Consider the following 16,007-nt stretch of genomic DNA (forward strand, 5'->3'; position numbering starts at 1 on the left):
TTTACGGAGTAGAGATGAAGAAAATTTTTCTTTTTTTGTGCGTTGCTCTAGGGCTTTATGCTGCTGATGCGACGATATCTGTTATAAACCAAGGTGTTGCTTTGCCAAAGATAGCTTTGCAAGATGCAACTACAGCTGTTAGTGATGCTGGCTTTAAAGATAAATTCTTTAAGATCATGCTAGGTGACTTGAAAGTTAGCTCTGACTTTGAGGTTATCGAAGATCACGTGCCTTCAACCTATGAGGGAACAGCAGCTACAAATACAATGAGCGACAAAGGTGTTGAGCTTATCTTTAGATATGCTCTTGAAGGTTCTATGGGTTCACCTCTTACTTTAAGAGTAAAACTCATCGATGCAAAGACTGCAACTACAAGGTATGAGAGAGTTTATAACATGCCTGATGGTGCAAAGTATCCGTTTTTGGCACACAAAAGTATAGTTGAGCTAACAAATGAGCTAAATTTACCACCAGTTGGCTGGATGGAGAAATTTATCATCTTAGCAAAATACACTTCAGCTCGCCAAAGCTCTATTATAGTAGCTGATTACACACTTACATATCAAAAGACAATAGTAAGTGGCGGTCTAAATATCTTCCCTAAATGGGCAGGCGCTGATCAGAGTAAATTTTACTATACATCTTATGTAAATAACAGACCAACTTTGTTTAGATATGATCTAAATTCTGGCACAAAAACAAAGATAATAGACAGCATGGGTATGCTTATAGCATCTGATGTTAGCAAAGATGGAAGTAAAATTCTATTAACCATGGCTCCAAAAGATCAACCAGATATTTTCATCTATAATACAGGTAGCAAAAAATTAACTCAGATAACAAACTATCCAGGCATTGATGTAAATGGAAATTTCGTAGATAATGACAGCAGAATAGTTTTTGTTTCAGATAGACTTGGATATCCAAATATCTTCGCAACACCTGCAACTTCAGGCGGAAGTGTTGAGCAAATGGTATTTCATGGCAAAAACAATAACTCAGTAAGCACTTTTGAAAACTATGTAGTTTATTCAAGTAGAGAGGCTAGTGGTGGCTTTAATATCTATCTAATCTCAACTCAAACAGATTTTATCCGTCAGCTTACAGCAAATGGTAAAAACAACTATCCAAGATTTTCAAGTGATGGTCAAAGTGTCGTATTTATCAAAGAACTTGGCGGTCAAAGCTCGCTTGGCGTTGTTAGATTAAATGAGAACAGAAGTTTCCAATTTCCACTAAAAGTAGGTAAAATTCAATCTATTGATTGGTAATATTCTGGTAATATTTAAAAAAAATATGTTATAATTCGACCAAATTTTTCAAAAAGGATATGGAATGAAAAAAGTAGTTCTAGCAAGTGTTGCAGTTGCAACTTTATTGTTGAGCGGTTGTAGCTCTAAAAACCCTGAAGTTGATATGAATGCAAATTCAAATCAATCTGCAGATAACTCAGGTAGCATGAGTGATGCTGATAGATTAGCAGCTCTTATCGCTAACATCGAGAGCCAAGTTAAAAGTGTATACTTTGACTTTGATAAATTTAATATCAAAGCTGACCAACAAGGTGTTGTTAGCTCAAATGCATCAGTATTTAACCAAGCTGACGCTCAAGCTCTTTCTATAAAAGTAGAAGGTAACTGCGACGAGTGGGGTACAGATGAGTATAACTATGCTCTTGGTCTAAAACGTGCTAAAAGTGCTAAAGACGCTCTTGTAAGAAATGGCGTTAGCGCTGATAGAATCGCTGTAGTAAGCTTTGGCGAAAGCAACCCAGTTTGTACAGACAAAACAAAAGCTTGCGACGCTCAAAACAGACGTGCAGATTTCAAAGTACTTCCTTAATCTGTAAGTAATAATGAATAAAAAAATAATCATTGCGGCTCTTCTTGGAGCCGCTTTCTCTATAAGTTCAGCTCAAGAAGTTTCAGCATTTGACGCAGGCAATATGGATAGCGCAAATCCATATGGACTAACAGATGATGAAAAGGCAACTCTAAGCAACAAAAGAAGCGTTCAAAATATCGAAGAAAACATGGATAATGTTTCAGAACAACTTCAAGGTTTGCAAAGCTTGATCGAGAGCATGAGTGCTAGGATGAACAAGCTTGAGCAAAGAATGAACGATATCGAAACCAAAGTCAATGGCGGTATAAGCGATTCTGGTGTAAGTTTGACATCATTAAAAGCTTATGTTGATGAGACTAGGGATATACAAGATAAAAACTATAAAAATATTACTGCTGCCTTAAATAAATTAGGCGCGATAATGGATAAAAATGCTGCTCAACCAAAGCAAAGTGCAAATCCAAAACAACAAAATAAGCCAACTTCAAATTTTAGTGGCAAAAGCGACAAGGATATTTTAGCTGATGGCATTAAGCTTTTAAATTCTGGCAATAGCACAGAAGCAGCTGAATATTTTGAATACTTAAATAAAAAAGGCTACAAAACTGGTGCTTCAAATTATTATCTAGGTGAAGTTGCTTATAGTCAAAAATCATACAGTACGGCCATACAATACTATAAAAAAAGTATACAAAGTGAAGATAAGGCTGATTACACTCCAAAACTTTTGTATCACACAGCTATAAGCTTTGATAAGATCGGTGATACTCAAAGTGCCAACAGGTTTTATAAGGCTTTAAAAGTAGGCTATCCAGATAGCAAAGAAGCCAAAGCCGCTCCCAACAGAAACTAAAATTTACTCTTTTTTAGATATAATCTCACATTAATCAAAACTAAATTCCAAGGAGATTATTGTGAGTAAAGATCAAGTTATAACAATGTTTTATGAGCTAAAAGACGCTAATACTGGCGAAATTTTAGAGTCAAATATGCAAGAAGGTGGTCAAATTTCTTTTATTACAGGGCATGGCCATATTATAGAAAAGCTTGAAGAAGAAGTAAGCAAATTAAAATCAGGCGAAAGAGCAACTATAAGTGTAAAGGCAGCAGAGGGTTGTGGTGAATATAATAAAGAAGCCATTCAGTCGTTACCAAAAGAACAATTTGCTGGTATAGATTTGCATGAAGGAATGGAACTTTTTGGTCAAAATGAGGATGGCTCAAGCGTTCGTGTTATTGTTAAAGAGATCAAAGATGACGAAGTAACAGTTGATTTTAATCACCCATATGCTGGTAAAGATTTGCTATTTAATGTTGAAGTTTTAGAAGTTAGAGATGCGACAGAAGATGAAAAAGCAACAGGCATGGTAGCTGGGGCTCATACTTGCGGTTGCGGTGGTCACGATCATGAGCATGAACATGAGTGCTGCGGTGGTCATGGACACGGTCATGGACACGGACACGAGGATGGCGGTTGCGGTTGCGGTGGACACGGACATCACCATCACTAAGAAGCTAAAATGAAAAAATTTGCTTTTGTTTTTGCGGGCCAAGGCTCGCAAAGTATTGGTATGGGAAAAGACTTTTACGAAAATTTTTCTACTGCTAAATTACTTTTAAATGATGCTTGTAATGATACTGGCATTGATTACAAAGAGCTTTTATTTACACAAAACGATAAGTTGGATAAAACAGAATTTACTCAGCCAGCTATCGTTTTAAACTCACTAATGACTTATTTGGCTTTTTCAAATTTTATTAAAGAAAAACCAGAATTTAGTCTCGGGCACTCACTTGGAGAATTTACTGCTCTTGCAGTTAGTGGAGCATTTAATTTTATTGATGCGATTAGGCTTGTAAACTTACGTGGTAAATTTATGCAAGAAGCCTGCGTTGGTAAAGATGCCGGCATGATGGTAGTTCTTGGACTTAGCGATGAAGTGGTTGAAGAAATTTGTAAAAAAGCAAGAGAAGAAGGTTTGCAAATTTATGCTGCAAACTACAACTGCGATGGACAAATTGTTGTCGCTGGTGTAAGAGCTGATCTTGCTAGCTATGAATCAAAATTTAAAGAAGCTGGCGCAAAAAGAGCAATGCTTTTAAATATGTCAGTAGCAAGCCATTGTCCGATACTTGAGCCAGCTAGTGTTAGGCTGGCAAGTGAGCTTGAGAGTACTTTGGCTACTAAATTTTCTCCAGTTGTCTCAAATGTAAATGCTAAAATTTATACTGATAAAAGCGAAGCACTAGTCCTGCTAAAAGAGCAGCTAATAAAACCAGTTTGCTATAAACAAAGCATTAAAAACTATGAAAATAATGTTGATTGTTTTATCGAGCTTGGCGCTGCGACGTTAAAGGGCATCAATAAAAAAATTACTGAAAAGCCAACTTATAGTATTACTGATATGGCAAGTCTTGAAGAAGTTGTGAAAATTTTGGAGGAGAGATGATAGCGATACTTGGAGCTATGCAAGAGGAGATAACACCGATCCTTGAAATGGTTGGTGAATATAAAACTGTTCAATATGCAAATAATAAATTTTACTTAGCAAACTATAAAGGAAAAGAGCTAGTCATTGCCTATTCAAAGATAGGCAAAGTAAATGCAGCTATAACAGCAACTTTGATAATAGAAAAATTTAAGGCCTCAAAATTGCTCTTTACTGGCGTAGCTGGCTCACTTGATGAGAGTCTAAAAATAGGCGATATGCTTTATGCTACTAGCTTAGTGCAACATGATCTTGATATCACGGCCTTTGGCCATCCTTATGGCTATGTGCCAGGCACAAGTATCTTTGTCAAAAGTGATGAAGGACTAAATGAACTGGCAAAAAAGGTAGCTGATAAAAAAGATATGAGCTTAAGTGCTGGTATTATTGCGACTGGAGATCAGTTTATCTGCGATAATGAAAAGAAAAATTGGATAAAAAAGATATTTAATGCGAGCGCTACCGAGATGGAAGGTGCTAGCGTTGCGCTAGTTTGCGAAACACTTGATGTGCCATTTTTTATACTAAGAGCTATCAGCGATGGAGCTGGTGATGCAGCAGAGTTTGACTTTGATAAATTCTTACAAGATTCAGCAAATGTTAGTGCAAAATTTATACTTGAAATGGTAGAAAATTTATGATAGAGCTTAGTAAAAGGCTTCTTAGGCAAGTTGGTCAGACAAATGCCAGATACAAGATGATAGAGGGCGGAGATAAGATCTTGCTTGGTCTTAGCGGTGGTAAGGATAGCCTCGCACTAGCTCACGTACTAAAGCATATCCAAAACGTTACACCTGAGAAATTTGAGTTTAAAGCAGTAACGTTAAGCTACGGCATGGGTGAGGACTACGCTTATCTTACGAAGCATTGCAATGAGCACGGAATAGAGCACGAAGTAATAGATAGCTCAATCTTTGAAATTTCAAAAGAGAAAATCCGTAAAAATTCTAGCTTTTGTAGTTTCTTTTCTCGTATGAGAAGAGGTTATCTTTATACTTACGCCTTAAAGCATGGTTTTAATAAACTCGCGATTGCTCATCATTTAGACGATGCAGCGGAGAGCTTTTTTATGAACTTTACATATAATGGTGCACTAAGGACGCTTGCTCCAAAATATACTGCAAAAAATGGAATCACGGTTATTAGACCGTTTATCTTCATTCGCGAGAGACAGCTTCGCGAAAATGCTATCAAAAATGAATTAAGAGTCATTGGCGATGAAGCATGCCCTGCAATGAGATTTGACGTAAAGATGCCGCATGCTAGATATGAAACCAAACAGCTTCTAGCAACATTAGAAAAAGAAAATCCAAAACTTTTTACTTCGCTAAAAGCAGCATTTGAAAATATCCATACTGATACTTTTTTTGCTCTCAATAGCAGTAGTGAAGAGTAAAATTTTACTTACTTTTTGGGACTAATCCCAAGAAGCAAGCTATAAATATTTCTATTTTAATTGGCTTTTGTCAAAATAAATACAAAATGTATGAATTGATAAAATTTTTGCACTTGTATATAAATCAAAACTGTCATATACAACAAATACAAAAGCATTTAGTGCAAAAAGCTACTGGTTAGAATTTTTATAACTTAGAAAATTGAAGCTTAAAAAATAGCCATGTGCTTTAAGCATTAAGAAATAGCTATTTAAAATAGCAAGCTATAGCCTAAAGCCCGTCAAGTAAAATTTTATAAAGTCGGTTTATCTCATCGTCATTTAGCTCGATCGTGCTTTTTGTATCAAACAAATTTTTGATCTTGCTAGCGTCAAATTCGCTCCTATCAAGGCAGTGCTTGTGAGAGGGTAAAAAACCACGAGTTAAGCAAAGCTCGCTCTCTATCTCCTCGTCGCAGATGAAGCACTCAAGCTCGCTGTGAAGCCTACCTTCATACTCTAAAATTTTAACGTAGCTTTCGATGATAAGGCGTTTTGGATTTTGTAGCTGCATCTGTTTGGCGCAGCGATCAAGCTCATTAAAATAAATTTCATCGAGCTGCTCGACCTCTTTTAGATGATCATAAAGTAGGCGCATGAACTGCTGCCAAATGATGAGCTTATCGCGCTCTAGCAGCCATTTAAAGCCAAGATGAAGTATGCTTCTAAGCTTTGGTAGAAATTTTGCCTCTTGCTCTAGCTCAAAGTCGATCTTGTAGCCAGTCATGATGTTTGAGTGGCGAGCGCCAAAAAATCTATACGACTTTACGAGCAAATTTGGCGTTAGCACAAAGACTAAAAGGTCCTCGTCTCTGACCTTTTGCACGCGCAGGATGTAGCCTTGCATCTAGGCAAAAAACTCCCTTATACACTCTCTCATCACATGGGCGTCTTTGATGAAATTTATATCGTTTCTAAAGGTTGTTGCACCGTCGATGCCTTTGCTGTATTGGTGCAAGTGTTTTCTAAATATGCAAAGTCCGTGCTCACCGTAGTGCTCGATCATCGCATCAAAGTGAGCTAGGATGATCTTTTGTTTTAGCGCCTTATCTACACTAGTTTTAGTCTTTATCTCGTGAAATATCCAAGGATTACCGATGCTTGCCCTGCCGATCATTAGGGCGTCGCATTTTGTAAGGTTTAAAATTTCATCTGCATTTTGTGCGTTGATATCACCATTTGCAACGACTGGGATTTTTACGCTCGCCTTTACTCTAGCGATCGCTTCGTAATCAACTTTTGCACTATAACCGCCAGCTCTTGTGCGACCATGCACTGCGATGTAGTTTGCGCCGGCTTCTTCGCATGCTTTTGCTATTTTTTCTTCATTTTTGTCGTTAAAACCAAGTCTAAATTTAACACTCAGGCTCTCTTTGTTTGAGACGCTTTTTATAGCTGAGATTATGCTTTGAAGTTTGTCAAGATCGTTTAACAAAGCCGATCCCGCACCTTGTCTAACGACCTTTGGCACAGGGCAGCCGCAGTTTAGATCGAGCCCATAAATCCCATCAAATTTATTGATGATTTGCACAGCTTTTTTTATATTTTCTGTGTCATTGCCAGCTATTTGAACGACATAAGGCTCTTCGTTTGGGGATTTTTTAATCATTTCAAGCGTTTTGTCACTGCTCTCATAGACCAAGGCATTTGCGCTGATCATTTCGCTAACAGTGACATCACAGCCAAATTTCTTAACTACGCTTCTTAGTGGCAAGTCAGAAAAGCCAGCAAGTGGTGCTAAGAAAAGTGGCTTTTTGCTAAAGTCTATCATTTAAAAAATAACGAGCTAGGCACCATTTTGCCGTTATCTCGTAAAAACAGCAAGACCTTTATCTCTTTAAACTCATCTGGGTCGCTACCTTCGATAGCCTCTCTTACTTTATCAAGCATCTGAAGCTCAAATAGCGCATATACGTAAGCCTCATCAGCATCAGCATGGATGCTTTTTAGCTTCTCAAAGATACCGATAAATGCATCTGGTTTTAGCTTATTTTTAAGCATTATGGCTACTTTGTCGTATTGTGCTTTTGTCACTTTTGCGTTGTTTAAAAGATCAAAAATTTCATCACTGCTTAGATCGATCTCATCATTTACAAATCGGGTAATAATAAGCATTATATCTTCACTCGCTAGTTCAAAATTTAATCTTTTGATCTCGCTAAAAGAAGCTACTTTTATGAGTTTATCAAATGCAGCTTTTTTAAGGCTCTCATTTTGATCCTGATTTTTAAGTATGTCAAGATAGTAAGTAGGTAGTTGCTCGATTTTGTTTATCTCATTTAGGATATTTAACTTGCTATCTTTTGCTAATCTAAATTTTTTTAGATCGACGATCTCTTTATTTTTTATACTTTTTATGGTTTGTAAGATATTGTTTATCTCGGCATCATCTACACCGACATCTTTAAGCTCGCCTACTGGTGAGATAGAGCGAGTGAGCTGCGAGGCGATCTTGTAAGTATCGGTTTTGAAGTCTTTATTGCTCTCAAAGCCAAGAAGTGTCTCTTTGGCTAAGTCTTTATAAAGTTGGCTATCTTTTTTGATCCATTTTTTATATCTATAAAAAGCATATCCATGATAAGCGATATGAAGTAGAGCTAGAAGTGCTAAAACAGCTACTGGAAGAGCGACCCAAATAGCAATTGGCAAAGTTATAGTTTGGCCTAAAAGCTCAAATGTGTAATCAGAACTATTAAGAGAATAAGCAAGTCCTGCAACAACTACTATGTAGATTATGCAATAGACGAGAAATTTTCTAGTTTTCATGTTTTCTCCTTAGTTTTTTGCTGTTTTTTCGATTATTTCACGGCAAGTTATGCAGTATTTTGCATGTGGTTTTACTTTTAGTCGCGGTATGCTGATCTCCTCTTCACACATATCACAAATTCCATAAGTTTTATTTGCTATCTTCTCTAGTGCTTCATCTATCTCTGATAGCTCCGCTCTTTGTTGTGTCGAGATCGAATGCTCGATTAGCTGGTCTGTATTTACTGAGGCTATATCAAACTCATCGCTTACACCACTATCTCTTAAGCCATTTACTTCAACAGATGAATCATAGATATTTTTTTTGATCTGTAATTTTCTTTCTTCAAGTAATTTTTTAAAAAAATTTAGCTCAGTTTGTGTCATTTATATTCCTTTATTTGTGGTATGGGTGGTTTGCATTTATGCAAAGCGCTCTAAAAATTTGCTCAAAAAGTACAAGCTTGGCAACCTTATGAGCCATCGTCATCTTGCTTAAGCTTACAATTTTTTGTGCTTTATTCTTTAAATTTTGGCTAAGGCCATAAGCTCCACCTATGAAAAAATTAATTTGTGAATTTGAGTTTAAAATTTGTGCAAATTCTTGACTGTCAAGTTGTAAGCCATTTTCATCAAGCATTACGCAAAAGCCTTTTAAATTTGGCTCATAAATTTCATCATAAGCTCTTAAAGCTTCGCTTTTTCCGGCACTTTGAGCTTTTGCTATTTTTTCATTGAAAAAGACTTTATCGTTTATCTTGGCAAATTTTGCACTCATTTTTATATATTCTTGTATTTCGTTTTCAAAGTTGTCACGTGATGATTTTTGAATACTAAAAACTGAAATTTCCAAATTTAGCCTTTGGTTTTTAGCTTTAGTTCAAAGTTATTTCCGCTCTCATCTTGGTAATCTTTTTGATGCATTGTCTTATTGTTTGTGAGAAATTTAACCATATCGCTTATATATTTTTTATGTTCGCTTCTTGGCACAATAGCATCGATTAAGCCATGTTCTAATAAAAACTCGGCTCTTTGAAATCCCTCTGGAAGGTCAGCACCAATGGTTTGTTTGATGACCCTTTGACCGGCAAAGCCTATTAAAGCGCCAGGTTCAGCGATTATTAGATCTCCAAGCCAAGCAAAAGAGGCGCTAACACCACCCATTGTCGGATCAGTAAGTATTGAGATATAAGGTAGTTTCGCTTCATCAAGTAGTTTTAAAGCAGCTGATGTCTTTGACATTTGCATCAAAGAAAATGTACTCTCTTGCATTCTAGCTCCACCTGAAGCGCTCACTATGACTAAAGCTTGGCGTTTTTCTATTGCCCGTTTTATCGCCCTTACGATCTTTTCACCCTCAACTGAAGCTAGCGAACCACCCATGAAGCCAAAGTCAAAAACAACTAGCTGGATCTCTTGTCCGTCGCATTTACCTTCGCCACATATCACTGAGCTTGTGCGTCCTGTTTTTTCTTTATTTTCTGTGATTCTTTTTTTGTATGATTTTTTATCAACAAAATTTAATGGATCTACCGGTTTTAAATTTGCATCAAATTCAATAAAGCTACCTTCGTCGCAGATCAAATTTATGCGGTCATCAGCTTTTAACCTCATGTGATAGCCACATTTTGGGCATACATTAAAACAAGCTTCAACTTCTTTGTAGTACATCAGTGAGTGACAATTATCGCATTTCACCCAGTGTGTAGGTGCTTCTTCTGGACGAGGTTGAGCTTTTCTTATCTTTGAAAAAATATCTGAGAAATTCATATTTTTACCCACTTATATTAAAAATTGTGGGATTATATCTAATGTTTGCCTTGCTTTTTCTTATATGACTTAAAGTTTGTTTATTTGTAGAGGTTAAAGGGGCAAGTTGGCCCCTTAAAAGTATCTTATTAGAAGCGTCTTCCGATAGTAAATTCAAATGTATTTGTATCATCGCCCTCTTTAGGTTTAAGAGCTTTTGCAAAGATTAGTTGAAGTGGTCCAATAGGAGTTATCCACTCGATGCCAGTACCAACTGATGATCTTTTTATCTCATTTAGACTATTTTCGCCGATCATACCGTAGTCATAAAATACAACACCACGCATTTTGACACGATCTATTATAGGGAAGCTTATTTCAGCTGAATTATTAAACGAAGTTTCGCCGCCATATTCGTAGTAGTCGCCATTATATTTTACCTTTGGAGATACAGTTCTGCTTTCGTAACCACGTAAGCTTCTTATACCGCCAAGGTAAAGTCTTTCGTTGATCGGGGTATATCCTCTTTCCCAAATTTTGCCAAAGCTTGCTTTGTATCTTAAGATAAGATCGTAGTCGATGTACTCTCTAAGGCCTAGGTAGTAGTTAAAATTTGTACGATTTTTGATAAAGTCTATATCGCCACCAAGCCCAGCTATCTCAAATGATGTGCTAGCTATGATGCCACGTCTTGGCAAGTAATAATCGTCGGTGCTATTATATGTTAAAGCTGGAGTTATAGCGCTTTTTATGGCTTTACCTTCTCTATAAATTTCTTTTTTGGTTTTTGTGTTGATATCTCTTAGTTCATCATCTTTTAAAGTAATTTTGCTTTGCTCAATGTTGTAAGTAAGTGATGCACTTAAATTTCTAGTTAGTTTTCTACCTAGTGTTGTGCTAAAACCATAGCTTCTCTCTTTATATGTTCTCCAGTCATAGTCATTTGCGTAAAGTGTTCCGCCAAGGCTATACTCTGAGTCAAAAATTCTTGGGTTTGTAAGACTTATCTGACCTGAAAGCTCTCTGTCACTTTTATCTACGCTTATTTGTCCTTGAAGACCAGAGCCAAAGATATTTGTGTCAGAAAGTGCAGCGTTTAGTAGTAGTCCGTCGCTGCTGCCGTATCCGATACCGCCGCTTATTGAGCCAGTTGAAGCCTCTTTTACTTTTACTTTTAAATCAACTGTATTTTTATCAACCGGATCTTCTTCTATCTCAACGTCATCAAAGTAGCTTGTTCTTTTTAGTGCATCTTTTGAGTCTTGAAGGTCGGTTCTGCTATATAAATTTCCTTCAGTTAGATAAAGTTCACGTCTTACAACGCGGTCAACAGTTCTATCATTGCCTGAAATTTGAACATTTCTTATATATACTTTTTCGCCAGGATCTACTTCATAATCAATATCGACAGTTTTATTTTCATCAAATTTATCAGTCTTTGGATAGACTTTTACAAATGCATAACCTTTGTCAGCAACCATATCATCGAGCTTTTTCATATCTTGGCGAAGTCTTGCTGAGTTCATCGTATCGCCAGCCTCAAGCCTAAAGTCATCTATAATCTTTTTGGTATCAAGCTCTAGCTCTTCAGGTGCTGTAATACTTACATTTGAAACCTTATAAGGCTCACCCTCATGAACATAATAAGTAAGATCAGCTGTGTAGTTATCAAACGATGAATTTAAATAAGGTGACGAAATAGTCGCGTCTAAATAGCCTTTTTGGAAATATTTGTCTTGTATTCTTGCTGGGTCATTTTCAAGCTCAAAAAGTTTAACTTTACCATCATTTCTGCCCCAAAGCCAGCCCATAAATTCTCTACTTTTGTTTGCAACTACTGGCTCAATGTCGTCATAATCAAACTCTTTTGCACCGACTAAATTTACATTTTTGATTATCATATTTTCGCCGCGGTTTATGTTGAGCGTTATAAAAAGTGAGCTGTCGTTGTCTGCAACTGGTTGTTTTTCTACGTCTACAACGGTATCAAAATAACCCTTTGACTCATAATATTGGCGAATTCTCTCTTTAGTTTTTTCTATTGTAAGCTCATCGTACATATTACCTGGTTTGATGTTGATTAGCGACTCGATCGCAGTTTTATCATTTGTTACAACACCTTTTAGATCGACCCTAGCAACACTTGGCTTCTCTTTTACGGCTACTAAAAGATTGCCATTACCTGTATCTTCTATGTAGATATCGTCGAAATAGTTTTGTTTGTATAAATTTGTGATCGCCTTATCGCTAAGCTTTGGAGTCAGATCCTGACCGACTTTTAAGCCCATTATTTGGCTTGCTACTTCAGGCGAAAGGTGAATTAGGCCTTTAAAATTTATTGACTGGATTGTTTGTGCGCTTAGGCCACTGAAAGCTAATGCTAATAAAAATAATTTCTTTTTCATTAAATTTAACCTAGAGTTTTAGTATAAGTGCGTATAATATCATATTTTATTTTTAATAAATTTAAATTTTATAATTTTGAAGGTTTTTTATGAAAATAGGTATCATCGGACTTGGTCTTATGGGTGGCTCACTTGGGCTAGCATTAAAAGATGAAAAATTAATTTCTTGTGTTAGCGGATATGATAAAGATGAAAATCACAGCAAAAAAGCGCTTGAACTTGGCTTGGTGCATGAAATTTTAAGCATTGACGAGATGAAAAAGAAGTGTGACATCATCTTTTTAGCTGTGCCAGTAGAAGCTATCGTAAGCATCGTGCAAAATTTAACCGATATTAGCGAAGATACGACGATCATCGACTTTGGCTCGACTAAACAAAAGATAATAGAAGCCGTGCCAGAAAAAATTCGTAAAAATTTCATCCCAGCTCACCCGATGGCAGGTACTGAGTACTCTGGCCCAGAAGCTGCATTTAAGTCACTTTACACTGGCGCAACTGTTATCGTTTGCGACTTTGCTGAGAGTGCAGAAAAACATGTAAAAAGAAGCGTGGAGTTATTTTCTTGCCTTGGCATGAAGATTATTTTTATGAGTGCGAAAGAACATGATCATCACGTGGGTCTTATTTCGCATTTGCCTCATGCGATTGCATTTTCGCTTGCTAGCGGGATATTAAAAGAAGAGGATAAAAGGCACATCGTAGCACTTGGAGGACCGACATTTAAAGGCATGATACGTGTCGCAAAGAGTTCGCCTTTTATGTGGAGCGATATCTTTAAGCAAAATAAAAATAATGTTGTTGAAGCTATAAATATGTTTGAAAAAGAGCTAAATTTGTGCAAAGATCTCATAAAAGATGAACGCTGGGATGAACTTTTTGCTTGGATGAGCGACGCTAGAGCCGTAAGAGAAATTTTGTAATTAACTAAAAATTTATTGATTTACGTGTAAAATTTTGCAAATTAAATTTAAGGTAAAAATATATGTATAGACGTGGAGTTGGCGGATTTGGTATTGTTGTGCTTTTGCTAATTTTAATTTTAGCCGGTGGTTTTGGCTATGCTTTGATGTCAAAAGATTTTGAGCGAAATGAGCCGATAATCGGTGTTGCTGATAAGGTTTATTGGAATCTTAAAACCCCAATGAATATCAAATTTAAAGATGATAGTGGTATAAAATTTGTACGAATTAGTATGAATGATGGGAAAAATGATCTAAATTTATTAAATCAAATCATACAAAATCCAAGTACCGAGCTTGATGTAAATTTAACCTTTCCAAAGACTGGCTTTTTTGCTCAAAAAGATACCTATGAGATGAATATCGAAGCTGTAGATACTAGCAAATGGAGTTTTTTTACTGGCAATAAAGCTAGTAAAAAGGTTGAAGTAGTGCTTGATACTTCAAAACCTGACCTTTCCATATACTCGCAGTCTTATTCTATCTCAAAAGGTGGTAGCGCGGTTGTGGTCTTTAGGGCGACTGATAATCAACTAAAAGAGGTTTATGTCCAGACAAATTTTGGTAAGAAATTTAAAGCAGTACCATTTTATAGAGATGGCTTTTATGCAGCACTCGTTGCTTGGCCAGTTCAGGTTGAAAATTTTAGTGCAGAAGTTATTGCTAGGGACTTTGCAGGCAACGAGAGCAAATCTCACGTGAGATATTTTTATGAAAATGTAAAGTATAAAACTTCAACTATTGCATTAAATGATAGATTTTTAGATGGTAAGATAGTTGATCTAACTGATCAATATGCAAAAGATCCAAGCGCACTTTCAAGACTTGAGAAAATGAGATTTGTCAATGAAACGCTTAGAAATTCAAACGAAGAAAAAATAACAGCACTTACTACAAATCCTGGTGATGAGATGTTAACTGGCTTTAGTGTGACACCATTTTACCCACTAAGAAATGGTAAAAAAGTGGCTGACTTCGCCGATCACCGATACTATACATATAATAACGAGCAAGTAAGCGAATCTTGGCATATGGGAATAGACTTTGCAAGTGTGGCAGCGGCTCCTATAATAGCTAGTAATGCCGGCCGTGTCGTACTTGCATCTGAAAATGGAATTTATGGATTAAATATTGTGATAGATCATGGATTTGGGCTTTATTCGCTTTATGGACACTGCTCAAGCACTAGAGTAAAAGAGGGCGATATGGTGGCAGCTGGCGATCAGATAGGTACTACTGGAACTAGTGGTCTTGCGCTTGGAGATCACCTTCACTTTGGAATTTTAGTCCAAGGTGAAGAGGTAAGACCTCAACAATGGATGGATAAAAAGTGGATAAAAGACAATATCACAAGTGTCTTAGATGCTGCAAAAGCAATGATAGACAAGAACTAAAAATTTGCAAAATTGATTTTTTAGTGCTATCATAAGCGGATTAAAAATATAAGGAAAATTCTTGAAACAAACTACTATCGCAAGACGCGTTGAGACCGTTGGTATAGGGCTTCATAAAGGTGAGCCGATAAGACTTATACTAGAACCTCTTGATGCAAATTCTGGTATTATTTTGCACCGCGAAGATCTTGGTATTAGTTTTAAAGCTGAACCTAAAAATGTTATAAATACGCAGATGGCAACCGTTGTTGGCAACGAAAAGGGCTTTATTAGTACGATCGAACACCTGATGTCAGCCATAAATGGTTATGGTATTGATAATATTAGAATTTCTGTTGATGCAAATGAAATTCCTGTCATGGATGGCAGTGCGATAAGCTTTTGTATGCTACTTGATGAAGCTGGCATAAGATATCTTGATGCTGGCAAAAAAGTAATTCTTGTTAGGCGCGAAGTTGAAGTCGTTGAGGGTTCTAAATTTGTACGAACTTCACCTTCAAGAAGTCCAAAATTTGACTATACGATAAAATTTGATCATCCAGTTATTGGTGAACAAAGATATGTTTTTGATTTTAGTAAAAGTTCGTTTATAAAAAATATAGCTCGTGCTAGAACTTTTGGCTTTTTGAAAGATTTACAACGTTTACAAGCTCAAAATTTAGCTCTTGGTGCATCGCTTGATAATGCCGTGGCAATCGATGATACGCATATCCTAAATCCAGAAGGTTTGAGATTTGAAAATGAGTTTGTAAGGCACAAAATTTTAGATGCGATTGGCGATTTAAGCTTGCTTGGGGCGCCTTTGTTGGGCGATTATACAGCATTTGCTGGAAGTCACGATCTAAATCACAAATTAACTCTTGCTTTGATGGCCGATGAGAAAAACTACGAGATCTCAACTCTAAATGGTGAACTTCTAAAAGAGTATCAAAAGGTATTTGCATAGAAAATATTGAAATTTTAGTTGTCTCTTTATCGACTCCGCT

The 16,007-nt window shown here is 36.5% G+C and carries 17 protein-coding genes; 10 read left to right on the top strand and 7 right to left on the bottom strand.

Annotation, left to right across the window (positions count from 1 at the left end; all coding sequences use genetic code 11):
• The first annotated feature begins 14 nt into the window (after positions 1–14).
• The 7 genes from tolB to CVT13_RS04265 all read left to right on the top strand — a co-directional run bounded on the left by tolB (position 15) and on the right by CVT13_RS04265 (position 5,730).
• Entirely contained in the window at positions 15–1,271 is a 1,257-nt protein-coding gene (tolB, locus tag CVT13_RS04235) for a Tol-Pal system protein TolB (RefSeq protein ID WP_009294339.1), read from the top strand.
• A gap of 64 nt (positions 1,272–1,335) precedes the next feature.
• Complete coding sequence (locus CVT13_RS04240; protein ID WP_002939415.1) at positions 1,336–1,842, top strand: OmpA family protein; 507 nt, start codon at positions 1,336–1,338, stop codon at positions 1,840–1,842.
• Between the two features lie 13 nt (positions 1,843–1,855).
• A complete protein-coding gene (locus tag CVT13_RS04245; RefSeq protein ID WP_107811732.1) occupies positions 1,856–2,698 on the top strand; it encodes a tetratricopeptide repeat protein in 843 nt (280 codons plus the stop codon).
• Positions 2,699–2,753: 55 nt separating this feature from the next.
• Entirely contained in the window at positions 2,754–3,356 is a 603-nt protein-coding gene (locus CVT13_RS04250; protein WP_234411979.1) for an FKBP-type peptidyl-prolyl cis-trans isomerase, read from the top strand.
• 9 nt (positions 3,357–3,365) lie between these two features.
• Entirely contained in the window at positions 3,366–4,295 is a 930-nt protein-coding gene (gene fabD, locus CVT13_RS04255; RefSeq protein ID WP_107811734.1) for an ACP S-malonyltransferase, read from the top strand.
• Positions 4,292–4,975 (top strand): 5'-methylthioadenosine/adenosylhomocysteine nucleosidase, encoded by a 684-nt coding sequence (locus CVT13_RS04260; RefSeq protein ID WP_107811735.1) that lies wholly within the window; start codon positions 4,292–4,294, stop codon positions 4,973–4,975. Before fabD ends, CVT13_RS04260 begins: the two co-directional genes overlap by 4 nt.
• Positions 4,972–5,730 carry a tRNA 2-thiocytidine biosynthesis TtcA family protein gene (locus tag CVT13_RS04265; protein ID WP_087579673.1) on the top strand — a complete coding sequence of 253 codons (759 nt, stop codon included), beginning with the start codon at positions 4,972–4,974 and terminating at the stop codon, positions 5,728–5,730. The genes CVT13_RS04260 and CVT13_RS04265 overlap by 4 nt, the downstream gene beginning before the upstream one ends.
• A 271-nt stretch (positions 5,731–6,001) precedes the next feature.
• Here the strand turns inward: CVT13_RS04265 and recO are convergent, their stop codons facing one another.
• The 7 genes from recO to bamA form a co-directional block, all read right to left on the bottom strand.
• On the bottom strand, positions 6,002–6,616 hold the full coding sequence (gene recO, locus CVT13_RS04270; RefSeq protein WP_021087592.1) for a recombination protein RecO: 615 nt from the start codon (positions 6,614–6,616) through the stop codon (positions 6,002–6,004).
• Positions 6,617–7,540 (bottom strand): tRNA dihydrouridine synthase, encoded by a 924-nt coding sequence (locus tag CVT13_RS04275; RefSeq protein WP_107811736.1) that lies wholly within the window; start codon positions 7,538–7,540, stop codon positions 6,617–6,619.
• The gene (locus CVT13_RS04280) at positions 7,537–8,535 is read right to left on the bottom strand and encodes a uroporphyrinogen III synthase HEM4 (RefSeq protein ID WP_107811737.1); all 999 of its coding nucleotides are present in this window, start codon (positions 8,533–8,535) and stop codon (positions 7,537–7,539) included. Before CVT13_RS04280 ends, CVT13_RS04275 begins: the two co-directional genes overlap by 4 nt.
• A 9-nt stretch (positions 8,536–8,544) precedes the next feature.
• Positions 8,545–8,901, bottom strand: coding sequence for an RNA polymerase-binding protein DksA (gene dksA, locus CVT13_RS04285; RefSeq protein WP_035167251.1), 357 nt, complete (start codon positions 8,899–8,901; stop codon positions 8,545–8,547).
• A gap of 10 nt (positions 8,902–8,911) precedes the next feature.
• Complete coding sequence (locus CVT13_RS04290; RefSeq protein WP_107785142.1) at positions 8,912–9,367, bottom strand: 23S rRNA (pseudouridine(1915)-N(3))-methyltransferase RlmH; 456 nt, start codon at positions 9,365–9,367, stop codon at positions 8,912–8,914.
• A 2-nt stretch (positions 9,368–9,369) separates the two neighbouring features.
• On the bottom strand, positions 9,370–10,284 hold the full coding sequence (gene accD / locus CVT13_RS04295; protein WP_107811853.1) for an acetyl-CoA carboxylase, carboxyltransferase subunit beta: 915 nt from the start codon (positions 10,282–10,284) through the stop codon (positions 9,370–9,372).
• 128 nt (positions 10,285–10,412) lie between these two features.
• Positions 10,413–12,668 (bottom strand): outer membrane protein assembly factor BamA, encoded by a 2,256-nt coding sequence (gene bamA, locus CVT13_RS04300; RefSeq protein ID WP_103559653.1) that lies wholly within the window; start codon positions 12,666–12,668, stop codon positions 10,413–10,415.
• An 89-nt stretch (positions 12,669–12,757) separates the two neighbouring features.
• Here bamA and CVT13_RS04305 point away from each other — a divergent pair, with 89 nt between their 5' ends.
• The 3 genes from CVT13_RS04305 to lpxC all read left to right on the top strand — a co-directional run bounded on the left by CVT13_RS04305 (position 12,758) and on the right by lpxC (position 15,967).
• Positions 12,758–13,588 (top strand): prephenate dehydrogenase, encoded by an 831-nt coding sequence (locus tag CVT13_RS04305; RefSeq protein WP_084108777.1) that lies wholly within the window; start codon positions 12,758–12,760, stop codon positions 13,586–13,588.
• Positions 13,589–13,650: 62 nt separating this feature from the next.
• Entirely contained in the window at positions 13,651–15,021 is a 1,371-nt protein-coding gene (locus CVT13_RS04310; RefSeq protein WP_107811738.1) for a M23 family metallopeptidase, read from the top strand.
• Between the two features lie 61 nt (positions 15,022–15,082).
• A complete protein-coding gene (lpxC, locus tag CVT13_RS04315) occupies positions 15,083–15,967 on the top strand; it encodes a UDP-3-O-acyl-N-acetylglucosamine deacetylase (protein WP_107698138.1) in 885 nt (294 codons plus the stop codon).
• Positions 15,968–16,007: the final 40 nt, after the last annotated feature.

Source organism: Campylobacter concisus, from assembly GCF_003049085.1.
GTDB classification, from domain to species: Bacteria; Campylobacterota; Campylobacteria; order Campylobacterales; family Campylobacteraceae; genus Campylobacter_A; species Campylobacter_A concisus_H.